Here is a 26,270-nt window from a genome sequence, read left to right as displayed (position 1 = left end):
TACCGGTCATCAGCCGCCAGCAATTGAATTTGTGTAAAACTTAGCTAAGGTGTGAAAATGGAAAATGTAAGCAAGTCAACTTTCCAGGACGTTTTGGAGTTTGTGCGTATGTTTCGTCGCAAAAATAAATTGCAGCGTGAAATCGTCGACAACGAAAAGAAAATTCGTGATAACCAAAAACGTGTTCTGTTGCTCGACAACCTGAGCGAGTACATTAAACCTGGCATGAGCATTGAAGACGTGCAGGGGATTATTGCTAACATGCGTGGCGATTATGAAGACCGTGTTGATGATTACATCATCAAAAATGCCGATCTGTCTAAAGAACGCCGTGAATTATCGAAAAAACTGAAAGCAATGGGCGAAGTTAAGTAACCCGCAGTAATTCGGGCAAAACAAGAAGGCCAGGCGATTGCCTGGCCTTAGTGCATTGGTTCCGTTAAGTTATGCTATTCAATCGTGATTTCTTATTTACCTGTCATCGTCTAAGTCACCAGAGAGTTACTGTTCTTACCGAGACGCGTCAAGCAAGGTGCTCGTTAATTATCGGTAGGTCAGTTACAGGTATGAAAGCTTATTTCTATGCTGTAAATTGCTACCTAGAGCTTACAGTATCACCGTTTCATAAAAGCCAATTTTAACGCCACTCTAATGTTCTCCCTCGGTGAGGCTGATATATCAGTTGTTTATTACCGTTTGATTTTCATGCATTTACTGATTTACTCATTTCAATTTAATTATTACTTTCTTTAATAAACTAATCCTTTATTTTTAAGTTGAAAATGACTAAAAATAAATTTTAAATTTATCAAGGAAATAATTTATTTAAGATTGGTGTATCTAGAACGACCATAATTGGTTTGAGTCAATGCGGGATTAAAACAGGCGGAACTCGCTTGTCTGGCGGGACTACGTGAGGAAACGTTCTCGTGTGAGCCATATAAAAGAGAGACCGGCGCGCCCTTGCCGTTCTACTGGCTGAATTAAAGAAGAATCGTTTGAACGAGTAGAATAGTCGTGGGGGTGGCCTGCGGGTTTGTCAGCAATTTTAGTCTACGACAGATAGCAAAAAACCCGACTAAGTTTCCTTAATCGGGTTTTTCTAATTTGGCTCCTCTGACTGGACTCGAACCAGTGACATACGGATTAACAGTCCGCCGTTCTACCGACTGAACTACAGAGGAATCGTGTGAACGAGGCGAATAATAGCGGGGGGCTGCGGGTTTGTCAAAGTAGAAAACTACTAAAAAAGTGCGTTTGCCGAGAGAATGAACGTATTGGCTTGTTTTTCAGCAGAATCAGGGGGTGGGGGGTTAACTTTTGGCGGTTGACTTCCCTTGGTTTCAGGCCAGAGGGAAATCGCAACCTGAATCAGGCTGAGGTTAATGAGCAAATGTTCGCCGCGGTGAAGACAGGCAGATCGTCAAGACGCCGTGAATACGTCTTGGTAGACGCGTTCCGCGCCCTTGGTGTGGACGCTTGACTCTTTACCTCTCTTCCCTAGGCCGCGATCGTAGGATCGAGGTCTGTTAGCCGTCTGAGCCTACGACAGATAGCAAAAAACCCGACTAAGTTTCCTTAATCGGGTTTCTCTAATTTGGCTCCTCTGACTGGACTCGAACCAGTGACATACGGATTAACAGTCCGCCGTTCTACCGACTGAACTACAGAGGAATCGTGTGAACGGGGCGCATGATATCCAGAGGACGCCGAACTGTCAACGCTAAAATCAGCACAAAAGCGCGTTTGCTCAGCATCTGAGCAAAATAATTCGATTTAGGTAATAAAAATACTTATGATGGTGAAATATCATTCAATTCATTGATATTAATTAAAAAATAATCATCAATCCTGAACCGGTTGTGTCTCCCATTTTTTCAGTCTAGCCAGTGGATCTTGCAAATAAAAGTTGCTGAAATGACGATAGACTGCGGGAAAACGTGAAGCTAATAACTCGGGCGCACTAAAAAAGTATTCGGAAAGCACGGCAAAACACTCAGCTGGATCGCTGGCTGCGTAAGCATCCATACTGGTGCCTTCCACTCCGACCATATCAATTTCGTCCTGAATATCATCCATTGCCCGATGTAAATCGAACTCCCAGGCAGCGACATCGCGCATGGCGATAGGCGGAACACCGTTGGAATTACCACCGTTACGCATATCCAACTTGTGGGCAGCTTCATGGATGACCAAGTTAAAGCCGGATAAATCGAAAGAGTCCTGAATATCCTGCCAATTCAGGATAATCGGCCCCTGTTCCCAACTTTGTCCGGACTGCACGGTCTGCCCGGTATGTACTAATCCGAGGTCGTCTTGCCAGTCTTCTTCAACAATAAAAGGTGAGGGATAAATCAGGACTTCATGAAAACCGTCTAGCCATTTAGCACCCAGCTCCATCACCGGCAATGCAAAAAGCAGTGCCAGCCGAGCCTGCATTAGTGGTGTCATTGCCAGCCCTTGCAAAGGAACCATCCGCTTTTGTTGTAGAATTTGACTGGCGACGGTAACCAAACGTTGCTGTTCCGCCTCATCTAAAGGGGCTAACAAAGGAATGGCTAACGCCTCATGCCATTGTACAAGCACTTCTGCTTGTGGTTGATTTGCTTTCCACAGCCACTTAATCATCAGGTCGCTCGCAATGTGATCTCTTGGATATCAAGGCAGAGTGCTGTAAACATGCCGCAAAAAAGAGCATGATGGCAACTATTATCACGGAGAGATGCCGGAGTGGCTGAACGGGACGGTCTCGAAAACCGTTGAGGAGGTGACTCCTCCGAGGGTTCAAATCCCTCTCTCTCCGCCAGTATTCAAGCACTTACGGGTTAAAAAGTCTGTGACCTAAACCACGCTATTAAGGCCACGCTAGGTGGCCTTAAGGTATTTACCTAGAGTAAAGTCAGATGAGAGGTTGAAATACTAAAATAGTTATTGACCAAGACGCACTAGTTCAAAGGGAACATAGCGTTCACCCGCTTGCTGCAATTCGACACATTTGGCACGTTCGGCCTGAATATCAGAAAGACCGTCAGCATGAATTGCTGTGGCTACATCAATCCTGCCCGATTGTGCGACCATAACACGTTGTCCAGGGCGAATTTGGTTTCTATTGCGGTCATAGACTTTAACCATATTAACCTCCAGTTAATTCTGTCAAATAACGTGTTTAGGCTACTTATGGCGAGATAAAATTCTTTGCTCTGGATCAAAAGTTGATTTTTGAGCAGGGGTTTATCTACTTTCATATGAAAATAAAGGAAGAGAGCGGATTGATTTTTTCCGGCCAAATAGGCTAACCATAAAGGCAATGTGGGGTCAGTTCATTTAGGGCGGGGAGGATGTCAAGTTAACTCCTCGTATATTGAGCCTTATTAACCTCTGATCTTAATATTCGCGACAAGCAGTGATATAAAAAGCTCCCAGTAATGGGAGCTGTGATGGTGCTGCAGTGACAGGATCGGTATTGCGCCTTGAGCGATTTCTTATAGCCTAAGCCAGAGATGGCGACTAGATTAGTAATCGCCGAGTTAAGGCTTCAAGAATTTTAAGCGGTGATTGTTCCGGGTGTTTCATTCCATCAACTGGCAATAGGAAGGTCTGTTCTAACATATATTGGCCACCCATCGCGGCGTGTGGAGTTTGATCGGAAAAACAAATCCAGCTACTGCCTGGCGGGAATTCAATAGCTTCTTGTTGACCATTTTTCTGATAATCCATATCAGACTTCATTTTATCATGCAGTTGCAGCATCAAATGATCGTAGTGACTACGTCGGCGTTTAGTGATCCCCACTTTGTGCTGTAGCCAACTGCTGACAGGCGAGTAGTGGTCAAGTTTAGGTAAATAGCGGCTCGCAACTTGCTGAAAATCTTCGCCTACCCGCCATGACCGGTTTTCACCGTGGGGATTGATATTGGTAAATATGCGAATAATACGTTCGCCATAATTTGGCCGAGAAGGGAATGCATCAACATGCAGGCGGCTATCATCTTTTCGCCAGGATGTTTTATCTCGCCAGGCGGCAACAGGATGTAATCTTAAACTATTGGTTGGGCTATGTAATGAGCAGGTATAATCTGGTAGGAGTTGTTTTAATAGGCTCACGCAACTTTGATAATAACGTTCGAGCAATTGGCGGGTTAACTCCATTTTACTCTCATCGGTTACTCCGGTAAGAACACCTTCAAGAGGCTTGAAACTGATATTTTTGCGTTTTATATCCACCAATGCAGGATTGAGTAGTTGTTTTTCCTGTTCATTGAGTACGAAGGCTAATTGAGGTAAGAATAGAACTTTTCCTTGTTCCAACGCTTCAATCGCATCAATAGTGACATGCTCGTTGTCTCCCCAGCGTTGATAAGGAAGAGTGAGGATCATCGGATCTGGCTCAAGATAGTTAGATGTCATCAAGTATCCGGCTTAGATTAATTTAGTCAGTGATAAATGATATAACTTTTTCAAAATTAATAATGGTTTTTTATGGAAAATTGACGTTTTTTCTTGGTATTTCCAATACGTGCTATTGATAAAATATTTTTACTTCTGAATGGGAAGAATGAACATCGCTGACTACCCGTATTGTTACAAAAAAGCCCTGGAAAGAGATTACTCATCAATAAAATGTCAGTTTTAGCCATCAGCGGCTATTAAGCATCTTTATATCTACTCACAAAGCGCCTTAAGTCTTTCTAGCGCTCTGAATATATGGGATTTATAATCATTTTCAGCATCTACAGATTTATACAGCGACAATATTTGATCCATTTAATGGAGATATCGGTTTTTTTGAATAGGCCAGATCGTAAACGTCGTAGAAATCTATCTCTCCTTTATTTTCTATAATACGTTTAATTCTGTTTTTAAAATCATCATTAATATTTGAATTGTTGAGTAATTTATCTACAGCCTCCATAGAGACGGCTCGACTGAAGAACCATTCTCCATTGTAACAAACGCGTAAATCAAGAACACCGATATCTTCGAATTTGAATACTGGCTTGATTTCCATCAGTAAAATCGCAGACATGAAAACAAAAAAAACAGTAAAACCAATAACATAATAGGTTCCGAAATAAGGGGTTAGAACCATAAGAACAAGAACAAAGAAATAGGAAATCAGCATTGCCAAGCATAAGTATGGATGCTTATGAATAAATTCAATATTGAAATCAAGACGGCCATTCCTTTTTTCTTTTTTATTTATTTTTTCAATATCTTCAATGAGAATCTCTTTTACTATATCCATTGCGATGACCTTGTGATTGCAGGTGACTTATGTCAATTATTATTGATTGCTATAGATTAGCACGAGAAATGTAGCTTCAAGTATATCAGTTTGATGAATTAGTTAGGTTAACTGTTATAGTTGAATGACAGGTTTTTGATTTGGGTGGATAACTGTTATTCACCCTGCTCAAAAGTACAATCCTGCAATCAATGTGTCCAGTAGGGGCCACTGTTCTAGATTGGCATCCCTACCGGAGCATAGAAAAAATTATATTATGCGTTTCGACTAAACCGTCAGTACAATTTTACCAATATGCGTGCTGCCTTCCATTAATTCATGGGCATCCGCAGCCTGTTGAAGAGGGAAGGTAGCAAATATCTGCGGTTTTAATCTTCCGCATTCGAATAATGGCCAAACTTTCTGTTTTAATTCATTGGTAATTAACGCTTTTTCAACCACGGTTCGCGAGCGTAATGTTGAGCCTGTATGTGTCAGCCGTTTTAACAACATAGGCATCAAGTTTAGATTTTTCGCTGGGCCATTTTGGATCCCAATTTGTGTAATGCGACCATTTATTGCAGCGGCCTCATAATTACGCGCAACATAATCACCGGCAATCAAATCGACAATGACATCAGCACCGTGGCCATCGGTTGCTTGCATCGTTTCAGTCACAAAATCTTGCGTGCGATAGTTAATAGCTACATCGGCACCGAGAGCTAGACAAGCCTGACGTTTCTCTTCTGAACCTACGGTAACAATGACTTTTGCGGCACCAAAGGCTTTACTCAATAAAATGGACGTTGTGCCGATGCCTGAAGAGCCACCGTGGATCAGCACGGTTTCTCCAGCGACTAAATGGGCTCTCTGAAATAGGTTGGCCCACACTGTGAAGAATGTTTCTGGAAGTGCTGCGGCCTCAATCATGGAAAGCCCATGGGGGATGGGTAACGCATTAGTTTCATGTATTACGCAATATTCGGCATAGCCGCCACCTGCTATCAGGCCACAGACTTTATCTCCAATCTTATAACGTTTGGCGTTGTTGCCAAGGGCGATGACTTCGCCAGATATTTCCAAACCGGGAATATCGGATGCACCTTTAGGCGGGGCATATTGTCCGAGGCGTTGCATAACATCAGGGCGGTTAACACCCGCTGCCATCACTTTAACCAAAATCTGCCCATCAATAGGCTCTGGCACGGTTCTACGACAGGCTTTCAGAACCGATGGTGGCCCAAACTGAGTAATTTCTATTGCAGTCATTTTATCGGGATGGGAAATAGTTGGAGACATAACGTTATTCCTCTCAATTTATGTTGGTACCACGGTGTTAAGTCTCATAAGTTAATCTGAAACTATCTAACCGCTCAAATATTTCGGCGTAAGCCTATAGGTCATTTTAACTTGATGAGAAGTAAAGATATAGGTTGAGAGTGTCGTAGCAAGTAGAAGGAGGTGTAATGATTTCGTGTACATAAAACAAAAAAACACCCACGAGAATGGGTGTATAAAAATACAATAAAAATCAATAATTTAATGGCAAGTAAACACTTGGGATCATTTTCATTGTATGAACAAGTCAATATGCTTTATATAGATATAAGTCCTAAGCAATTAGCAGAAAATTGTGGGCTAACTAATCGAACTCACTGAATTGCCAACATACCTGATAATGGTACTGTCCCGCTGTAAGCAAATAGTCTGCATCAACACTTGGACTCCACGAATCGTCCCCGCCGACACCCATATGAAAACCATCGATATTTAGCCAGGTACCCGTTTCAGGTTTCAATAAGTGTTGATGAGTGGTATCCATCAACTGCTGTAAACTGTAGCGACTTATTGAAAAATTGAATAAGCCTGAAAGCTGCCAGTTACCGTAATGAAGCTTACGAGTATTACATCGCAGTCCATTTTCCCCCGGAAAAGTGTAGGGAGTATGTAAGGCGTCCAAAGGCAGAGACCAATAATCAAACAGCGCAGATAACTGGCGGTCTGGGTAATTCTCATGCGGACCGAGGCCTAACCAACTGACCTGAGGTGCCACCTGATTTAGCTGGCAACACATACCAATACGAGCAGGTGCAGGTGAACCTGATGCAACAGTTACATTTACATCAATCAACATTTTTCCATTTGAATCAATATGATATACCCATCTACTTTTCAGTAAACAGTGTTGTACTGATTCGTGGCTGTACTCAGCTACAATTTGTACTCCGCTGCTGATTTCATCGGCCTGTATCGATAGACAACGCTGATTCAGGTTATACATACCTGCTTTTTTCCAGCGTTCAACCCAGGCATTGGGATCAATGTGCGTAGCCTCACTAATACCAATATCGTTATCAAGAGGCGCACGAATAAACTGCTCTCGCAGTGGGCTGAGTAATAAAGGGATTTCCTGATAAAACCATTGTTCCAACAAGCCGCTCTGGCGGTGAAATAGCCAACTCTGGCCTTGATGTTCAACAATCATATGTTGTTCAGTATGTCTCAGGGTTGGGTGCGTTAACGCTTGTATAGGAGTTTGCTTTGTCCGGATTGTCTTCGGTAGCATGGTCGGCAGTCGCCACTGCTGCCAGGCTGTTCGATGGTTTGCCTCCGACCAAGGTGTTTCCTTAGGCTGACGAATCTCAACCGTCAGCCACAGCTCACCTTGTATTGTGATGGCTGGTAGCTGTTCGATTAGTTGAATCTTCTGACTACCTTCTGGTGGAATATTGAGTGCAATTTCACCTGAACAAAGGTGTTGCCCATCGACAGCGAGTTGCCAATGCAGGCGTTCGTTATCAGTGTGACGGAATAAAAATTCGCTGGTGATTTCTACCATTAGCGGCTCTGTGCTGCTAAGAGAAAATTGAAAGAATTGCTGTGCTCGCTGGGCTTCATACAGGCTAGGGTGAGGACTACGATCAGGGAATACCAGACCATTCATGCAAAATTGTCGATCATTAGGTATATCGCCAAAATCCCCACCGTAGGCCCAAAATGGTTGGTTATGCATATCGTATTGGGTCAGGCTTTGATCAACCCAATCCCAAACAAATCCACCTTGCAGACGCGGGTATTGACGAAACGCTCTCCAATAGCGATCAAACCCACCAAAGCTATTTCCCATCGCATGGGCATATTCGCACAGTATTAATGGACGGGACTCTTCAGGAAGACTGATCCATTTTTTTATTGACCACTTAGGTACGGCAGGGAATGGTTGGTCTTTGTCAACTCTGGCATACATAGGGCAAAGAATATCGGTAGCTTTGGTATTGGCCCCACCTCCTTCATATTGCACTGGCCGGGTCGGGTCATTGGATTTTACCCAGGCATATAAAGCGTCATGGCTAGAACCATGGCCTGATTCGTTGCCTAATGACCAGATAATGATACAGGCATGATTACGATCGCGTTGAACCATGCGCGTGACTCGCTCACTGAAGGCTCCGAACCATCGAGGGTCATTGGCCAGTTGCTCCATTGGTTTCATCCCGTGAGTTTCAATATTGGCTTCATCAACCACGTACAATCCCAAGCGATCGCATAAGCGATACCACATAGGATGATTGGGATAGTGAGAGCAGCGCACGGCGTTGAAGTTGTGCTGCTTCATTAATAGGATATCCTGACGCATTGTCGATTCATCAATGGCCTGGCCTGTTTCTGGGTGGTGTTCGTGGCGATTAACTCCGCGAATTAGAATAGGTTTTCCATTGATTTTGAGCAGTCCCCGTTCAATTTCAATCTGTCGGAATCCTACATCGTAGGCTTCCGCTTCAATCAGCGAGCGCAGTGAAGAGCTTAACGCGACCACCACTCTGTACAGCGTGGGAACCTCTGCGTTCCACAGCTCAGGAGAATCAACTCTGAGTGTTAATGTTGTGCGGTCGGAGTAGGTTCCTCGTTCATCAATAATGTCACTTCCCAGAGGCTGCCGTTTCCATGTAACAAGTTGGTTATTCAGCCATAGCTGAACTTCAACTGAATAGTCTACCGAATTTGGAGGAGCAAAGGTTGGAAGATTAATTGCGGCCATTACTGTTAATTCAGCAGAATGAAAACCGGGGGAGAGGAGAGTCTGGATATGAATATCACGCAGATGAATATCAGGTTTATGTAATAAAGTGACATCGCGGAAAATTCCGCTCATACGCCACATATCTTGATCCTCAAGATAACTGCCGTCACTCCAGCGTAATACCATTACCGCAAGACGGTTCTTGCCAGAATTCAAGTAAGGAGTAAGGTCAAACTCGGCGGGCAAGCGACTGTCTTGAGAATATCCCACCCATTGACCGTTACACCACAGATAAAACGCTGAACTTACGCCATCAAAAATAATGCGGGTTTGCCCTGAGGCATGCCAATCCGGACTGAGAGTGAATTCCGTAGAGTAGCAGCCAGTCGGGTTTTCAGTAGGAACATAAGGTGGATTAACCGGAATAGGATATTGAACATTGGTGTAAATTGGGCAGTCGTAACCGAATAGTTGCCAGTTTGCAGGTACGGGCAAGAGCGCTGCATCAGGTAGATCGTTCGCAACCCAACTGGAGGGAACAGCTTCGGGCTGGCTAAAGTAGCTGAAATTCCAATTTCCATTCAACGTTCTCAAGCGGGATGAGGCCATATCGTTACGAGCTTGATTGATATCTCGCCAACTCTGGAAAGGGGGATGCGTATCTAAACGGTTATATTGTGTTATCCCCGAATTCTCCCAGTCGCGTCGAGCTAACACTGTAGCTAATGACTCACATCTATTTGCTTGTTCTCTCGGTGCATTCATTTTTTGCCCTTAGCACATCCGCGGTATCAAGTGGCCAGATATTGAATCAGCGAATCTGGCTGATTTAAATGTTATGCGCTCACATTTTTTCTGCGATTACCATGAATGACGGGAATCGCGTTGTAAATCGACAAAAAATAAATAAGCGAGAGTGATCGCATTTATTTTTTTTGGTATGAAAATCACACCGATTTTTTACGAGTGGGCGCGCTTAATCTGTTTTTCCGTAATGTGGTGTGAGCGAATAACAATTACCGTGATGGCAACCACTAAAGCGAGCCGGGATGAGCAGCAATTTGCACTAAGTGTTCAGCTAACTCTTGTGGCGTTGTCCGTTGTTTTTTTAATAGGCCGCTCGGTGGTGAGGTAGTGTGGCGTAATACCAATTCTGTCGCCAATACCTGCGAAGTTGGTCGGAGGGGGTTTTCGTCACCTAAAAGAGAGATTAACTGTGACAGGCTTTTTTCACCGAGCAGACGAAAATCCTGGCGGACGGTTGTTAGAGGGGGATGGAAATAGGCGCTGTCGGCGGTGTCATCATAGCCAATCACTGATACTTCAGACGGAATGGCAATATCGTGCTCGTGGAGCGCTCGTAACACGCCTAGAGCCATTTGGTCACTGGCAACCAGAATGGCGGTAAAGTCTACGTTATCACGCAAGAGTGATCTAACGCAGAGATAACCGCTATCAGCGCTCCAGTTACCGTAGACTAAAGCACTAGGGTGTAAGCCGCTGGATGCTAGTGTCGTTAGCCATCCCTGGCAGCGTAGTTGGGATGAAATGGACATTTTTGGCCCAGCGATCAGGGCTATATTTCTGTGGCCCAGTTCAAGTAGGTGTTGGACACTTTGCTGGGTGCCAAGAAAAGGATCGAAAACGACACTGTATGCTGAAGATTGCGGGTCGACATCTAGAAAAATAACGGGGGTTTTTGCACATTGTTGGGTAATTTCAGCACTTTCAATTTGAGTTAATGGCGTATTGATCAGTATGCCCTCAACTCGCTGGGAAAGCAGTTCGTTAACTGCTCGCTGACAGGCAAGTGAATCATGGTTGTCGATCATGGCAATAACGACGCTAAATCCCGATTGGCGAGCTTTTAGCTTGATTGCTGAGGCAATTTGCGAGGGGGCATGTAAGGATAAGTCAGTGGTAACCAATCCCAGCGTATCGCTGCTCTTGCCCGCGAGTTGTTGGGCAACGCGGTTGGGTACATAGTGCAGCGCTGCTATGGCTTTTTCTATTTTGGTTCTGGTTTTTTCGGAAACTTTGGGGGAACAGTTTAATACACGAGATACGGTCTGATAAGACACGCCAGCATAACGAGCAACATCATCAATAGTCACGGATTTGGCTCGCATGAAGGCTCCCTCGGAAACATAACTTATCGGACATAGTAGCAAAATAGTGGAAGTATTTTGGTGTGATAATTGGAAAAGGCTAAAATTTTCTGCCAGAAGCCAGAAGCCAGAAGCCAGAAGCCAGAAGCCAGAAGCCAGAAGCCAGAAGCCAGAAGCCAGAAGCCAGAAGCCAGTTTTTGTTGAGGATTATAACGTTCAAAAATCTGATGCTGAGATGTACTCTTTCAGAGGTGATGAAATATTATATTTGAAGGCCAATAATAGCGACAAGTGAATAAAAAACGACTTTTCTGGTTCAATTTTAGTCATGTGAATCACAATATTCAGCTCCTGTGATAAAAATAGTTGCTATTAAATGCCGGTCATGAGTTAATGCGTCTCGGCCTGTGGTACAGACCTATTTATGCACGACATCTTGAGTAAAGTAGTTCATATTTAAAGCGTTATCGTTGATAGCTCTTCACTGACGAATTTCCTTCATAGTGCCTCCATAAGTAACGACTGATAACCGGCTATAACACGCCCATGGTGGCAAAATTTTTTAATTAAGGAAATAAACATGTCTAACATGATGAAAGGTCAAGTAAAGTGGTTCAACGAGTCTAAAGGCTTCGGTTTCATCACTCCAGCTGACGGCAGCAAAGACGTGTTCGTACACTTCTCTGCAATCCAAGATCAAGGCTTCAAGACCCTGGCTGAAGGCCAGAACGTACAGTTCTCTATCGAGAACGGTGCTAAAGGTCCGTCTGCAGCAAACGTAACTGCAATCTAATTAGCCTTGCGCTAATTATTGAGAAAACCCGCTTAGGCGGGTTTTTTATTGCCTGACAGGAAAACGGTGTTAGCATTTTCCGCATTTCTACACCCGGTTTAGTCGCTGGTCATTACCATGATATCCTCCCTGATTCCTTTTCCCGCCAGTCCTGGCCTGTAATTTCCCCCTGAGTTACATAGAGATTGTACGTAAGCTTTATCATTCTCATTGTATTATGTACTACACTAACTAAATTGACGGCATATTGAGTAACACTATGAAAATTAACGATCTGGTGACGGTTAAAACAGATGGTGGCCCAAGACGTGAAGGTGTCATTCTTGAGGTGGAACGGTTCAGTGAAGGAACAATGTATTTAGTCTCACTGGAGGATTATCCTACTGGTGTCTGGTTTTTTAACGAGGTCGATAGTAAAGATGGCACTTTTGTAGAGCCGCGCTCAGCCAATTAAGTGCTGCATATAAAAAAACCGGAGCAGGGGATGGTTACCTTGCTCCGGTTTTTTGCTTTTATCACGTTACTTTTACAATTATTTCATCGAATCACAGAAAAATTACAGTAGCGATAATTAACTAAAGCACTCCGTGCAATATGTTGCGAAGTCGCTTTTATGTCTAAATCATCACTGATAGTCGTGAGCTGTAACGACACTTCCTTATGCGACCTGTTGCTCAACACGACTTGGTGGTAACAGCAGCTAGCAATAAAAAGTTTAGAAAGTCTCCCAATTCTCGTTATTCAATTCGGCCTTTTTAGCATCTAAATTATTCGCTATTTTTTTGTCTCCGGCGGTTATTGATCTAGTCATTGTTTTGCTGTGCCCGTTTAACTGAAAAACAGCGACGGCTTGTGTCAGCATGGCAGCTTGTTGCTCTAGCGAAGCCGCAGCGGCAGAGGCCTCTTGTACCAGTGACGCATTTTGTTGTGTGACGTTATCCATTTCGGAAACGGCTTGAGCTACTTGGCTGATACCTCGGCTTTGTTCATCAGAGGCTGAAGCAATTTCTGCCATGATATCTGTAACCTGGGTAACAGCAGTTACGATTTCGCTCATAGCCTTACCTGCATCAGAAACTAAAATGGATCCGTCACCGACCAGATCAACTGAGGCTTCAATCAGCGATTCGATCTCTTTAGCCGCATCTGCGCTGCGTTGCGCCAGATGCCTGACCTCACTAGCGACAACTGCAAATCCTCGACCTTGTTCACCCGCCCGTGCGGCTTCCACCGCAGCGTTAAGTGCCAATATATTGGTCTGGAAGGCAATACTGTTTATTACATTGGTAATGTCGGCAATTTTCATCGAACTCATGGATATTTTATCCATAGTGCTTACGACGTCGCTGACAATATCACCTCCCTGACTGGCTTTACCTGATGCATTAGCAGCGAGTTGACTAGCATGATGGGCGTTTTCCGAGTTTTGTTTTACCGTAGCCGTAAGTTGTTCCATGCTGGCGGCGGTCTGTTCCAAAGAGGCGGCTTGTTGTTCGGTTCGGGCAGAAAGATCGATATTTCCTGATGCAATTTCGGATGAACCCTGATAAATGGATTCGGCACTGCTTCTCACTGATGCAACGGTAACGGACAGGGATTTCTGCATCTGCTGAATGTTTGAACCTAACACGCCAATTTCATTGCTGCCGAATGGAATGGCCGGTTGTGTTAAATCGCCTTCTGCAATACGTTGGATGCGTGTCACCAATACATTCATTGGTTTAATTATTACCCGACTGATCACTATAAAAGCAATCAGTGTCAGCAGTACGGTGAAAATAAAAGCGCCGCCCATCAAGATATAGCCTAATCGGGTTTCTTTTTGGGCGGCTTGATTGATCTGATTTGCCCGTTCAGTGCGGTACTTGAGTGCCGTCAGCAACGGTTCGTTATAAGCCGTATCCAACCGTTTCAGTTTTTCTGCTTCTAACGAAATCACTTCTTCAAAATGCCCTTGTTGGGTGGCGTCCAACATCGCCCTCATCCCTTCATTACGATATTGTTCGTAGGCTTTTTTCAGCGGTACATCTAAGGCAATATCTGTCGCGTCCTTTGCTGTTCTACTAGAGTAAACATCGAACATTTTTTGTGATTCGGACAACCGATTTTCAGCTTCTTTTAAACTGGTTTGATAACTTTCGGTATCGCCAATACGTGCGGCAGAAGCGGCTTGGATAAGCGTCAGACGAGCCGCGCGCAGATAATCTGAGCTATTGGATAAACCTAAGCGAATATCTAACTCTTGAGTAGCACTTTCAAGCGATTGATTGCTTTGTTTTAAGAAGTAGCTGGAAGTGCCAATGGCTACGGCAAACAATATCAATATGCCAGTCAGGATCGCCACAAACAGGGTGACTAGGCGGATATTATTAATAAACATGACTCTTGCCTTAGTCGGCATAGCTGTATCTATTAATTGCTGCGTAATTCCACTTTTCATTATTATTTCCGTTTTAAAGGCGCTCGAGGACGGTCGTAACCGGATAAGACTTTATTTACATAGGTAATTAACTGAGCAGAGTACATCTAAAACCTATCGGCCAATTCCCTGAATGACTTAGGGTTATAGTTGCGACACAGATCTCAAATATGATGAAATCTTTATCACCTGTAGACCGTTTGGCGGTTGATTGCCAACTCGGTTACTCAACATCGGTGTAAAAATCGTCAAGTCAGTATTCATTTGGCTAATGGCGGATTCCTTGGGCTTCCTCGCTGGGAACTCCACCTTCCCTATCTTGAGACAAGGATGCTGTTGGCGAATGGCTTTACAGAATTTATCCTTGATTTTGGTAAGGGAAATAGCGGTGAGTTAACGGAGGAGAAAATCAATGTAGATTCTTTCTGTTTAATAATAAACTAATGATAAGCAAGCTTTGCCTATGATCCTGAAATACACTTAATTATTGTCATAAATGAAGTGTTAAATTATATTTTTTATCTATGGATATTGTTGAGGCTTTGTTTAACAAACCCACCTTTACATATTTACAATGTGAATCTATACTGATGAAAAATTTCAGTGGGGAAAATAAATGGACACGCAAAGTTGTAGTCAAATAAGTAAGGCAAGTTGACTCATCGCCCTCTGATTTGTTGCTTGCCGAAAATGGCGGGCAGCACCTTCATCACTCTATTCTGAATTGTGACTACCCTGATGCGTTATTAATATCCGACGGTATTTTTCTGTCGAAGATATTTATTTGGATTTTTTATGGTATTCAACAGTCACTCTTTATTTCCTCCCGGTGCGCATATCAGTTAATTGCTGAGATTTATCTCTGCACAATGACTTGTGTGCCCAAAGGCACATGATTATTCTTCTGTTTATAATAGGGAAAGAATCATGGCGTTGACTCCTTTCGTCTTAAATTTATTATTGGCAACTTCGCTAGGTGCATTAATTGGTGCTGAACGTCAGTGGCGTCAGCGTATGGCTGGGTTGCGTACCAATGCATTGGTTGCCACTGGCGCCGCGGTTTTTATTCTCAGCTCTGTAACCACATCTCCCGACAGCCCCGGTCGGATTGCGGCGCAAATTGTTTCCGGTATCGGATTCCTTGGAGCCGGTGTCATTATGCGTGAAGGTATGAATATCCGAGGGTTAAATACGGCAGCTACTTTATGGTGTTCGGCGGCGGTCGGCGTGTTGTGCGGTTTGGGATTGCACTGGAATGCAGTATGCGCAACCGCCGTCATTCTTAGTGCCAATATATTGCTACGGGAAGCGGCGCACCGAATTAATTTGCAACCTCAACAGCAAGCGGTTGATCTCGAAGTCCGTTATCGTATCCTGGTTACTTGCGGTGCGGAAGATGAAATCTTGGTAAGAACATTAATATTACAGGCATTAAATGGAATGGCTTTGCGTTTGCAATCTTTATGTAGTGCAGATATCGCCAGACCTGGGCAATTAGAAGTGTGTGCAGAAGTTATGGCCAACTCGGCAGCACAGAAAGAAATAGAAAGTATTGTTTGTCGCGTGAGTTTGGAACGTAGTGTGAGTGCGGTGTATTGGCGGGTCGCATCAGAATTACCTGTATAGTTATTATAGATATAAATATTATCGGAATGACTATGGGTTATTTGCTATCAGGTCGTCAATAACTACTTACTCTCACCCCGTCGGAGAGTAAGTGGTTATTATGGATGAACATCCAGGGCTTGAATTAACTACTCGTTGTTTGGTTTTTTCGTATTACCCAATTGGTAATGAAATAGATAAAATTAGACCAGAGTAATAATAGAGAGAGTCATATTTTCACAAAAAGTAATAAATGATTAGTCATGCATTATGACCCATGAGTTAAGGCAAGGCTGATGGCAAACTATCTTTGAACAATATGGGTGTTCTCTTGATCGCTGCTCAAGAGGCTAAAAATAGCTCAGATATAACCTTATCTCCATTGAATGCCAGTCTGAATGACTTAATCCAAGAGGCTATGTAGGCAGGTGCCACCGTGGTAAGCGCATTGTTACAGAAAATTTTCAGCAATATTATTAAAGATCGGGGCAATCACCCGATTTTTAACGGAGGAGATAACGGTATTTATTCCATTTTATCCACTGGATACGGTGGTTGGCTTGCCACCACCGACATTCCATTTGCGCATGCTTCATCCTGTTGTTGCGCAATTTTTAGGCATACCGAGTCCCTTGTTCACCTCGTTGGTCTGAATGAGAACGATTTGCGCACATATCATCGGCGTTAGGAATGAATAATGGATATTGCCGGATTGCCTTAGGACAAAATACGGTATGTCTCGGCATTATAATGGAACGATTAGCACATCAATCGAACTGGCATTGATTAAACGGTTTGCTGAACAAAAAATTTTATTCATCATGTTGTTGCTGTGGTGACCACAAATAACCAGATCAATATGCTGATTTTTGCAGGCATAGGTCAGGCTATCAGCTAATTCTCCGTGGAGAATTACCATGTTCATCGTGGGGTAGTCTGCTTTTTCCTGCAGTTCTGCCATAAACCGGCGTGCTTCTTCTTGTAACAGGATTCGTAAGTCTCCCAACATAGGAGCGGCAAAGTTATTGTACATTTCTGGATCGGTGGTCAGGGTGAGTAGCGAGATTTTACCATTGTAGGGACGAACGATTGAAACCGCTTTATCTACCAGTCTCTGGCTATCAGCTGAGATCGAAACGGCAACCAACACATTCTTATATTCCATGATTATCCCCACTAAACAGTACGATAGATAAATGGTAGGAGATAGATTCTGAGAGAAGTGAGAAGCGGATCACAGTTGGCCCTTTTGTCAAATTCGCGCTAGAAAATAACGTGATGTTCTTACGAGCGGATTGAAATTAGTGCTTCAAGTTGATTTTTGTATGAATTTAGAACAAAAACAGTCTATGACTTTGCAAAAAAGTGGATATGCACCACATTCAGTTATGTCTTCCTTGCCTGTCTTTGCGAGTTAGGTATTGATTGAAATATTTGGCTGCGTTTATTGCTTTGTTAACTACGTTCCGACGCCCGTTTAGCGTCTTGCCGACCGCGGGTTAATATCTCAATGCGGAATAGCAGTTTTTAGTCAGGGGTGATGACTCAGTTAAAAAGACAATTTATCGAGGTTATTTCTTATTTTATAGAGTATTTAATTAACTTAATAGATGTTAATTCTGCAATTGATGCCATATGGCAGATTTTTGCTCTGCGATTTTGGTTTGCCTGTGTTTTTGTTCGAATTGATCTAAAAAAGCTAAGAATTAGGCCTATATGCTTAGTTTTTAAGACGCTTTCTGACATGTGATTGTTTTTTGTACGCTTGCGTGGTCAATAAATGACCGTGATTTGGTGTGTTTAAGAGAATTAAATTTTATTTTTGTGACGCGCATCACATTACATTTAAATTAAATCACTAGTCACATTGTATGTGCTAACGATTCGGGAGTAGAGTTGCCCCTCTTTAGGAATATTCCTAATCCTTTGTAAGAAAAGTTTCATTGCTGTGGGGCACACTAATAGAGTAGTTGAAAAATCGCTAGCCAAGCCGTCAGCATGAAATGACGTAACAAGATGGTTTTTTTTCAAACCCTCGGTAGTCTTTTAATTACTTTTAGTTCTATAAGTTTTAATTAACTGTATAACGGGAAGGATCCCAGGTCATGGGTGATGAACATTTTCACCCAACTTATGTTTTAAAACATAATCTGTCGGGATGTATAAAATGAGTACGTCTGAATTACTCAAACATATTTATGATATTAATTTGTCATACTTGCTTTTAGCACAACGTTTAATTAATGATGAAAAAGCATCTGCAATGTTCCGTTTAGGTATCACTGATACGATGGCTGATGCATTGTCTCAATTAACGTTACCTCAAATGGTAAAATTGGCTGAGACTAATCAATTAGTCTGCCATTTTCGTTTTAATGACCACAACACTATTCATCATCTGACGAAAGAATCTCGCGTGGATGATCTACAGCAAATCCATACCGGTATTTTATTGTCAAGCCACTTACTGCATGAGTTATCGTTGAAAGACGGTAGTGCGTCTAAAAAAAGAGCATGACGATGGTTGAAAAAAGTATTGTTCAGGAAGCCAAAGACATCCATCTTGCGATGGAGTTGATCACTTTGGGCGCTCGTTTGCAAATGCTCGAAAGCGAAACTCAGCTTAGCCGTGGGCGGCTGATTAAACTTTATAAAGAGCTTCGGGGGAGTCCGCCACCGAAAGGAATGCTGCCATTTTCCACCGATTGGTTTATGACTTGGGAACAAAATATTCACTCATCGATGTTTTATAATGCCTACAGTTTCTTGCTGAAAAGTGGGCAATGCACCGGTGTTGAAGCGGTGATTAAAGCTTACCGTCTCTATCTTGAACAGTGTCCAGATCGTGCGGAAGAACCGCCATTACTGGCTTTAACCCGTGCCTGGACCTTGGTTAGATTCGTCGACAGTGGAATGTTACAGCTGTCTGGTTGTAGTTGTTGTGGCGGGACTTTTATCACCCACGCCCATCAACCGCGCAACAGTTTTATTTGTAGTCTTTGTCAGCCACCTTCCCGCGCAGTAAAAAAACGTAAACTTTCCCCGCAACCTGCCGATATAACTACTCAACTGCTGGATGAGCAGGTTAAACGCGCAGTTTGAGTACGGCTTGAAGGTTGGATTTTTGTCAGGCAGACCCGATATGGATGTCTTATCTGTCTGGCAGTAGCGACCTTCGATTGATCTCAAACGCGTAAACACCTCACCTTCCACCCACACACTTTGCTAAGGATGTCGCGTGTTAGTTATTTTGGGTTATATCGTGGTACTCGGTGCGGTATTCGGTGGCTACATGATGGTCGGGGGGCACCTCGGTGCACTTTATCAACCATCAGAGTTTTTAATTATTGCCGGTGCCGGTATTGGCGCATTTATTGTTGGTAATAACGGTAAAGCGATAAAAGCCACATTACGTGCAATGCCAAAACTATTGCGCAGATCAAAATATAATAAAGTGCTATATATGGATTTAATGGCATTGCTTTATCGGCTATTAGCAAAATCACGCCAACAAGGGATGCTTTCTCTGGAGCGTGATATAGAAAATCCTCAGGAAAGTGAAATTTTCTCTAATTATCCCCGCATTCTTGCCGATAACATTTTAGTCGAATTTATTACCGATTATTTACGGTTAATTGTTAGTGGAAATATGAACGCTTTCGAGATTGAAGCGTTAATGGATGAAGAGATAGAAACGTACGAACAAGAAAGTGAAGTCCCTGCTGGCAGCCTCGCCATGGTCGGTGATTCATTGCCTGCTTTCGGTATCGTTGCTGCGGTGATGGGGGTGGTTCATGCCCTGGCGTCGGCGGATCGGCCTGCTGCCGAACTTGGCGCACTTATTGCCCATGCGATGGTAGGAACTTTCTTGGGTATTTTGTTGGCTTACGGATTTATTTCGCCATTGGCGACCTTGCTACGTCAGCAAAATGCGGAAACAACTAAAATGATGCAATGCATCAAGGTGACGTTACTTTCCAGCCTGAATGGCTATGCACCACAAATTGCAGTGGAGTTCGGAAGGAAGACGCTTTACACCACAGAACGCCCGTCATTTATCGAGCTGGAAGAACATGTGCGTAGAGTGAAATCTCCCGCACCGCAAGCGACAGAAGAGGACGCATGAAGCATCAGAATCACCCCGTTATTCTGGTCAAAAAGCGTAAGGCCAAGCACGGTGGTGGCCATCACGGCGGCTCATGGAAGATCGCTTACGCTGACTTTATGACAGCGATGATGGCTTTCTTTTTGGTGATGTGGTTGCTGTCGATCTCCAGCCCACAAGAGCTGACGCAAATCGCAGAATATTTCCGTACGCCACTGAAGGTAGCCCTTACCAGCGGCGATAAGAGCAGTTCAAGCAGCAGCCCGATTCCTGGTGGTGGTGATGATCCCACCCAGCAACAGGGCGAAGTGAGGAAACAAAGTCAGTCTGCGGAGACGAAAAAAGAGCAGGCCAGGCTGAATAAGCTACGAGAGAAGCTGGAAGAGCTGATTGAATCCGATCCTCGTTTAAAAGCCTTACGTCCGCATTTGCTGATTAACATGATGGATGAAGGATTACGCATCCAGATTATTGATAGTCAAAATCGGCCAATGTTTCAGATGGGCAGTGCGCAAGTGGAGCCTTATATGCGGGATATCCTGCGTGCCATTGCGCCCATTTTGAATGATATTCCGAATAAAATCAGTTTGTCCGGTCATACCGATGATTTGCCGTATGCCAATGGTGAGCGAGGTTACAGTAACTGGGAGTTATCTGCCGATCGTGCCAATGCTTCGCGGCGTGAATTGCTGTCTGGCGGATTGGCAGAAGGAAAAGTGCTACGGGTCGTAGGTATGGCATCGACCATGCGATTGAAAGAGCAGGGTGCCGACGATCCGGTGAACCGCCGCATCAGCATTCTGGTGTTGAATAAGCAGTCACAACACGATATTGAGCATGAAAATCTCGATAACAAATCATTGGATATTGAGAAGGCGGAAGGGCTGAAGCAGCTTGAACTCGGTGCTCAGCCGACTGCCGCAGTAGGGCAGGCGGTACCCGTAACTGTGCCACCCGCACCGGCTGTGGATCAACCTGTATCTGCAGTGGTTCAACCTGTAGGAGGCGCTGCGGTGCCAGCGGTTGCACCGTCGGCGTCGGAAAATAGGGTTACGCCGCCAGTAGTATCACCACAATCTAACACGGAGACGGCTGGCTCAGTCGCCGCTGGGCCAACAACTTCGTTGCCAGCAGCACCTGAAGCTCAAGTGCCCGTCTCTCCGACAAGCCGCGACGCACAGTAGAGGTGACAACGTGAGCATGGATATTACCGCGTTTTATCAAACGTTCTTTGATGAAGCAGATGAATTGTTGGCAGACATGGAACAGCATCTGTTATTGCTGGACCCGCTGGCACCTGATAATGAACAGCTCAATGCGATTTTTCGTGCAGCGCATTCGATCAAAGGCGGAGCCGCAACTTTCGGCTTTGCGGTGTTACAAGAAACCACCCATCTACTGGAAAACTTGTTGGATGGTGCCAGACGCAACGAGATGCGTCTGAGTACTGACATCATCAACCTGTTTTTGGAAACAAAAGACATTATGCAAGAACAGTTGGAAGCCTACAAAACCTCCCAGGAACCTAACCGGGAAAGCTTTGAATATATCTGTCAGGCATTACGCCAACTGGCACTTGAAGCATTAGAACAGGCGGCACCAGACAACGCTTCTGTGGCAGCGGCTGAGGCCAAAGCCGCACCGGCGCAGGTGTCGGGTGGGATGCGCATTTGCTTATCTGACCTGAAACCGCAGGAAATTCCGTTGATGTTGGAAGAGCTGGGTAATCTCGGTGAGGTGAAAGATCCTCATCAGGGTGAAAACAGCCTGGAAGCGACGCTAATTACCTCGGTGAGTGAAGACGATATTTGCGCGGTACTGTGTTTTGTTCTGGAAGCAGAACAAATCAGCTTTATCGACGTGCCCGCCGTCGTCGCTGATGCTTCGGTGCCCGTGGCCATTGAGACTGTTGCGGTATCCACCCCTGCAACCGTGGCCGAAACAAAGCCCGTGCCAGCGACCAGTGCTGAACCCGCCAAACCACGGCCAAAAGCCAGCGAATCTACCAGCATCCGTGTAGCGGTAGAGAAGGTTGACCAACTGATCAATCTGGTAGGCGAATTGGTGATAACTCAATCCATGTTGGCACAACGTTCCAGCTCGCTGGATACGGTTGTTCATGGTGATTTGTTAAATAGCATGGGCCAATTGGAACGTAATGCGCGGGATCTGCAAGAGTCGGTGATGTCGATTCGCATGATGCCAATGGAATACGTCTTCAGCCGTTTCCCACGTTTGGTGCGCGATCTGGCGAGTAAACTGAATAAGCAGGTAGAGCTGACGCTATTGGGCAGTTCTACTGAATTGGATAAGAGTCTGATTGAACGCATTATCGATCCGCTCACTCACTTGGTGCGAAACAGCCTGGATCACGGTGTTGAATCTCCTGAAGCGCGTATTGCGGCAGGTAAATCGCCGGTCGGTAACCTGACGTTATCGGCAGAACATCAGGGTGGCAACATTTGCATCGAAGTCATTGATGACGGTGCCGGTCTGAATCGTCAAAAAATCCTGGCTAAAGCGCTATCTCAGGGCATGGCCGTCAGTGAACACATCAGTGATGAAGATGTCGGCATGCTGATTTTTGCGCCGGGCTTCTCCACGGCCGAGCAAGTGACCGATGTCTCCGGGCGCGGTGTGGGCATGGATGTGGTTAAACGTAATATTCAAGAAATGGGAGGTCACGTTCAGGTGAGTTTCCAGGCCGGTAAAGGGACGTCTATTCGTATCCTGCTACCGTTGACACTGGCGATTCTGGATGGGATGTCCGTTAAGGTCGACAACGAAGTATTCATTCTGCCACTGAATGCGGTGATGGAATCTCTGCAACCGCAGGCGGAAGATTTACATCCGTTGGCCGGTGGTGAACGAGTCCTGCAAGTGCGCGGTGAATATCTGCCGTTAGTTGAACTGTATCGTGTATTTGATGTGGCAAATGCCAAAACCGAAGCTACGCAGGGCATTGTGGTGATTTTACAAAGTGCGGGGCGTCGCTATGCACTGTTGGTTGATCAATTGATCGGCCAGCATCAGGTGGTGGTGAAAAATCTAGAAAGTAACTATCGCAAAGTGCCGGGTATTTCTGCCGCGACAATTTTGGGCGATGGCAGTGTCGCACTGATTGTGGATGTGTCTGCATTGCAGGCGCTGAATCGGGAAAAACGTGAAGGCTCCGACGAGGTCGCGGCGTAGCCTGTTGGACACCAAAACAGGATCGTGAAACGGGTTTCCGATCCTGAAAAATATGCATAAGCACCTATTTCACCGGCGTACTGTCAATGACAGTTTTCGCCGAGCGACCGGCAGTAACGGTAATGTACAGGATAGACATGCCGTTCGCGGCCGCTAACCGGACACAAAGGCCGAGTGGGATAGATTATAAATTCAACCTATTGATTGAAGGGTAGAAACATGGCAGGACTAGCAACCGTCACGAAACTGGCTGGCGAAACGGTAGGACAAGAGTTTCTGATTTTTACACTGGGCAACGAAGAATATGGCATTGATATTCTCAAGGTGCAGGAAATCCGCGGTTATGATCAGGTAACACGTATTGCCAACACCCCTACGTTTATCAAAGGTGTGACCAATCTACGCGGTGTGATTGTTCCTATCATCGATCTGCGAGTCAAGTTTGCACAGAGCAACGTGTCTTATAACGAAAATACCGTGGTGATCGTGTTGAATTTCGGCCAACGCGTCGTGGGTATTGTGGTTGACGGTGTCTCTGACGTGTTGTCGTTAACCAATGAACAGATTCGCCCGGCACCTGAATTTACCGTGACGTTGGCAACCGAATACCTAACCGGCCTCGGCTCTCTCGGAGAAAGAATGCTGATTCTGGTTGATATCGAAAAACTGTTAAGCAGTGAAGAGATGTCACTGATTGATAGCGTTACAAAAATCTAATCAGATAATCGGCGGGGATATCCCGCCTGAGGTTAATGACAAAGTGCTCGCTGCGGTGAAAACCGGCAGATCGTCAAGACGCCATGAATACGTCCTTGTCGGCTCGTTCCGCGCCATCCCTGGCGCGGACGCTTGACTCTTCTACCGGTCTTCCCCACCAGAGATCGCAGGATCGCGGTTTGTCAGCAGTTTGTGGTGGGGATACCCCGCCTTTTTTACAACAGCATATTGTTGCCTACCAATCCGTTGTCTGCGTGCATCGCGGTTAAAATAGTTGTGTCCTCAGGTAAAGTTCCCCTCGGTATTGCCGATAACACCTGTAATTGACGTATTTCTGTTTTGACGCATTTATGAAGGGATCACATGTTTAAGCGTATGAAAGTTGTCACTAGCCTGTTACTGGTATTGGTGTTATTTGGTGCTCTGCAATTGGTTTCTGGCGGGCTTTTCTTTAACTCACTCAAAAACGATAAAGAAAATTTTGCCGTTTTGCAGGTTATTCGTCAGCAAGAAGCTTCACTGGGCGATAGCTGGGTTAATCTGGTTCAGACTCGCAACACCCTGAACCGTGCGGGTATTCGCTATATGGCGGATGCGAATGGTACCGGTAGTGGTACCACACTGCCTGAGTTGGTGACTTTAGCAAAAGAAACACTGGTTAAAGCGCAAAAAAGTTACGCTAATTTTGAAAAGATCTCGTTGGATAGCGGACAGAGCCCAGAAAGTACCCAACGCATGAAACAAACTTACGATGCATACGTAGGCGCGTTGAACGAACTGATCCAGTTAATGGAAGCCGGTAAAATCAAAGAATTCTTCGATCAGCCGACGACCAGCTTCCAAGATGCATTTGAAAAAGATTACACAGATTATCGTACGCTGAATGACCATCTTTACACATCAGTCGTTGAAGACAGTAATCAATCCTTCACCTTCGCAATAGCCGTTTTAATCGCCATTCTGGTTGCCGTAGTGGCGGTGATGTTGATCGTTTGGTTCGGTATTCAACACATTCTGATTAACCCGTTGAATCGTTTGATCGAACACATCAAACATATTGCCAGTGGCGACCTGACTCAGCCGATCGAAGTCCTGAGTCGTAATGAAATGGGGACATTAGCGGCCAGCCTGAGTCACATGCAATCTGAACTGATCGGCACCGTTACCGGTGTGCGTATGGGTGCAGATGCCATCTATAGTGGTGCCTCTGAAATTGCTGCAGGTAATAACGATCTATCGGCACGTACTGAACAGCAGGCGGCTTCTCTGGAAGAAACCGCTGCCAGCATGGAACAGTTGACCGCAACGGTGAAACAGAATGCTGAGAATGCTCGTCAGGCGAGCCAGTTGGCACTGAGCGCCTCTGAAACCGCACAAAAAGGCGGAAAAGTGGTGGCTAATGTGGTGCAAACCATGCATGACATCGCCGGTAGTTCGCAGAAAATCGCCGATATTACCAGCGTGATCGACGGTATTGCCTTCCAAACCAATATCCTGGCATTGAATGCAGCAGTAGAAGCTGCGCGTGCCGGTGAGCAAGGTCGTGGCTTTGCGGTCGTGGCGGGTGAAGTTCGCAACCTGGCACAGCGTAGCGCTCAGGCAGCAAAAGAAATCAAAGGTTTGATCGAAGACTCGGTTAACCGAGTGGACATGGGGTCGGTCTTGGTAGAGAGCGCCGGCGAAACCATGGGTGACATCGTGAATGCGGTCACTCGTGTTACTGACATTATGGGCGAAATCGCTTCCGCCTCTGATGAGCAAAGCCGTGGTATCGATCAGGTTGGCCAAGCAGTAACCGAGATGGATCGCGTAACACAACAAAATGCCTCATTGGTAGAAGAGTCTGCTTCTGCCGCTGCGGCTCTGGAAGAGCAGGCGAGCCTGCTGACCCAGTCGATGTCTGTTTTCATCCTGCGGATGGACAACGGTAGCAACAGTAAAGATGTCAGAAGAGTCAAGCAGCCGACAGTGGAAGCGGTTGCTAAAAAAGCACTGGGGAGTGACCTGCAAGATAACTGGGAAACTTTCTAGAACCCTACAAAATATAATATTAAAAGCCGGCCTTAGAGCCGGCTGAGAAGAGGTT

21 protein-coding genes and 3 tRNA genes are annotated in these 26,270 nt (G+C 44.9%); 13 read left to right on the top strand and 11 right to left on the bottom strand.

The features are described from left to right. Positions 1–57 precede the first annotated feature (57 nt). Entirely contained in the window at positions 58–375 is a 318-nt protein-coding gene (tmaR, locus tag DJ39_RS13530) for a PTS system regulator TmaR (RefSeq protein WP_038244102.1), read from the top strand. Between the two features lie 733 nt (positions 376–1,108). Here tmaR and DJ39_RS13525 read toward each other — a convergent pair. From DJ39_RS13525 to mtfA, 3 genes are all read right to left on the bottom strand, one after another. After that, positions 1,109–1,184: transfer RNA gene (locus tag DJ39_RS13525), tRNA-Asn, on the bottom strand. Positions 1,185–1,598: 414 nt separating this feature from the next. Then, positions 1,599–1,674: transfer RNA gene (locus DJ39_RS13515), tRNA-Asn, on the bottom strand. Between the two features lie 171 nt (positions 1,675–1,845). Then, positions 1,846–2,628 (bottom strand): DgsA anti-repressor MtfA, encoded by a 783-nt coding sequence (gene mtfA / locus DJ39_RS13510; RefSeq protein WP_004722982.1) that lies wholly within the window; start codon positions 2,626–2,628, stop codon positions 1,846–1,848. Positions 2,629–2,716: 88 nt separating this feature from the next. Between mtfA and DJ39_RS13505 the strand changes: the two genes are divergently transcribed. Next, positions 2,717–2,806 (top strand) — tRNA-Ser (locus DJ39_RS13505). A 122-nt stretch (positions 2,807–2,928) separates the two neighbouring features. Here DJ39_RS13505 and ydfZ read toward each other — a convergent pair. From ydfZ to DJ39_RS13475, 6 genes are all read right to left on the bottom strand, one after another. Then, positions 2,929–3,132, bottom strand: coding sequence for a putative selenium delivery protein YdfZ (gene ydfZ / locus DJ39_RS13500; protein WP_038242086.1), 204 nt, complete (start codon positions 3,130–3,132; stop codon positions 2,929–2,931). A 375-nt stretch (positions 3,133–3,507) separates the two neighbouring features. Further along, the gene (kdoO, locus tag DJ39_RS13495; RefSeq protein ID WP_004722978.1) at positions 3,508–4,407 is read right to left on the bottom strand and encodes a Kdo hydroxylase KdoO; all 900 of its coding nucleotides are present in this window, start codon (positions 4,405–4,407) and stop codon (positions 3,508–3,510) included. 331 nt (positions 4,408–4,738) lie between these two features. Further along, the gene (locus DJ39_RS13490; protein WP_004722975.1) at positions 4,739–5,245 is read right to left on the bottom strand and encodes a YlaC family protein; all 507 of its coding nucleotides are present in this window, start codon (positions 5,243–5,245) and stop codon (positions 4,739–4,741) included. Between the two features lie 267 nt (positions 5,246–5,512). Next, entirely contained in the window at positions 5,513–6,523 is a 1,011-nt protein-coding gene (locus DJ39_RS13485) for an NAD(P)H-quinone oxidoreductase (RefSeq protein ID WP_004722972.1), read from the bottom strand. 343 nt (positions 6,524–6,866) lie between these two features. Then, positions 6,867–10,010: a beta-galactosidase gene (locus tag DJ39_RS13480; RefSeq protein WP_038242083.1), complete on the bottom strand. Its 3,144-nt coding sequence runs from the start codon at positions 10,008–10,010 to the stop codon at positions 6,867–6,869. Between the two features lie 269 nt (positions 10,011–10,279). After that, entirely contained in the window at positions 10,280–11,374 is a 1,095-nt protein-coding gene (locus tag DJ39_RS13475) for a LacI family DNA-binding transcriptional regulator (protein WP_038242081.1), read from the bottom strand. Positions 11,375–11,933: 559 nt separating this feature from the next. Here DJ39_RS13475 and cspE point away from each other — a divergent pair. Together cspE and dsrB are read left to right on the top strand one after the other, a co-directional pair. Further along, positions 11,934–12,146 carry a transcription antiterminator/RNA stability regulator CspE gene (gene cspE / locus DJ39_RS13465; protein ID WP_002210893.1) on the top strand — a complete coding sequence of 71 codons (213 nt, stop codon included), beginning with the start codon at positions 11,934–11,936 and terminating at the stop codon, positions 12,144–12,146. Positions 12,147–12,405: 259 nt separating this feature from the next. Then, positions 12,406–12,600: a protein DsrB gene (gene dsrB / locus DJ39_RS13460; RefSeq protein ID WP_004722962.1), complete on the top strand. Its 195-nt coding sequence runs from the start codon at positions 12,406–12,408 to the stop codon at positions 12,598–12,600. A 261-nt stretch (positions 12,601–12,861) separates the two neighbouring features. Here dsrB and DJ39_RS13455 read toward each other — a convergent pair whose 3' ends face one another. After that, on the bottom strand, positions 12,862–14,586 hold the full coding sequence (locus tag DJ39_RS13455; RefSeq protein WP_038242075.1) for a methyl-accepting chemotaxis protein: 1,725 nt from the start codon (positions 14,584–14,586) through the stop codon (positions 12,862–12,864). Between the two features lie 906 nt (positions 14,587–15,492). On the opposite strand from DJ39_RS13455, the gene DJ39_RS13450 reads away from it, so the two are divergent. Continuing rightward, positions 15,493–16,191 carry an MgtC family protein gene (locus DJ39_RS13450; RefSeq protein WP_004722955.1) on the top strand — a complete coding sequence of 233 codons (699 nt, stop codon included), beginning with the start codon at positions 15,493–15,495 and terminating at the stop codon, positions 16,189–16,191. Between the two features lie 724 nt (positions 16,192–16,915). Here DJ39_RS13450 and uspC read toward each other — a convergent pair. Next, on the bottom strand, positions 16,916–17,335 hold the full coding sequence (gene uspC, locus DJ39_RS13440; protein WP_004722952.1) for a universal stress protein UspC: 420 nt from the start codon (positions 17,333–17,335) through the stop codon (positions 16,916–16,918). Positions 17,336–18,337: 1,002 nt separating this feature from the next. Between uspC and flhD the strand changes: the two genes are divergently transcribed. The 8 genes from flhD (at position 18,338) to DJ39_RS13400 (ending at position 26,215) form a co-directional block, all read left to right on the top strand. Then, complete coding sequence (gene flhD, locus DJ39_RS13430) at positions 18,338–18,688, top strand: flagellar transcriptional regulator FlhD (RefSeq protein WP_038242066.1); 351 nt, start codon at positions 18,338–18,340, stop codon at positions 18,686–18,688. 2 nt (positions 18,689–18,690) lie between these two features. Continuing rightward, the gene (gene flhC, locus DJ39_RS13425) at positions 18,691–19,272 is read left to right on the top strand and encodes a flagellar transcriptional regulator FlhC (protein WP_004722948.1); all 582 of its coding nucleotides are present in this window, start codon (positions 18,691–18,693) and stop codon (positions 19,270–19,272) included. A 136-nt stretch (positions 19,273–19,408) separates the two neighbouring features. Next, positions 19,409–20,296 (top strand): flagellar motor stator protein MotA, encoded by an 888-nt coding sequence (gene motA / locus DJ39_RS13420; protein ID WP_004722945.1) that lies wholly within the window; start codon positions 19,409–19,411, stop codon positions 20,294–20,296. Continuing rightward, on the top strand, positions 20,293–21,459 hold the full coding sequence (gene motB / locus DJ39_RS13415; protein WP_038242060.1) for a flagellar motor protein MotB: 1,167 nt from the start codon (positions 20,293–20,295) through the stop codon (positions 21,457–21,459). Before motA ends, motB begins: the two co-directional genes overlap by 4 nt. A gap of 16 nt (positions 21,460–21,475) precedes the next feature. Beyond that, positions 21,476–23,467, top strand: coding sequence for a chemotaxis protein CheA (gene cheA / locus DJ39_RS13410; protein ID WP_004722941.1), 1,992 nt, complete (start codon positions 21,476–21,478; stop codon positions 23,465–23,467). Positions 23,468–23,686: 219 nt separating this feature from the next. Beyond that, positions 23,687–24,184 carry a chemotaxis protein CheW gene (gene cheW, locus DJ39_RS13405; protein WP_004722940.1) on the top strand — a complete coding sequence of 166 codons (498 nt, stop codon included), beginning with the start codon at positions 23,687–23,689 and terminating at the stop codon, positions 24,182–24,184. Between the two features lie 83 nt (positions 24,185–24,267). Continuing rightward, positions 24,268–24,453, top strand: a complete 186-nt coding sequence (locus tag DJ39_RS18175; RefSeq protein WP_139238500.1) for a hypothetical protein — start codon at positions 24,268–24,270, stop codon at positions 24,451–24,453. Positions 24,454–24,547: 94 nt separating this feature from the next. Next, positions 24,548–26,215 carry a methyl-accepting chemotaxis protein gene (locus DJ39_RS13400; RefSeq protein ID WP_038242057.1) on the top strand — a complete coding sequence of 556 codons (1,668 nt, stop codon included), beginning with the start codon at positions 24,548–24,550 and terminating at the stop codon, positions 26,213–26,215. The last annotated feature ends 55 nt before the right edge of the window (positions 26,216–26,270 follow it).

It is taken from the genome of Yersinia ruckeri ATCC 29473 (assembly GCF_000754815.1).
Taxonomy (GTDB): Bacteria; Pseudomonadota; Gammaproteobacteria; order Enterobacterales; family Enterobacteriaceae; genus Yersinia; species Yersinia ruckeri.
This window is presented reverse-complemented; position numbering and strand designations above follow the sequence as displayed.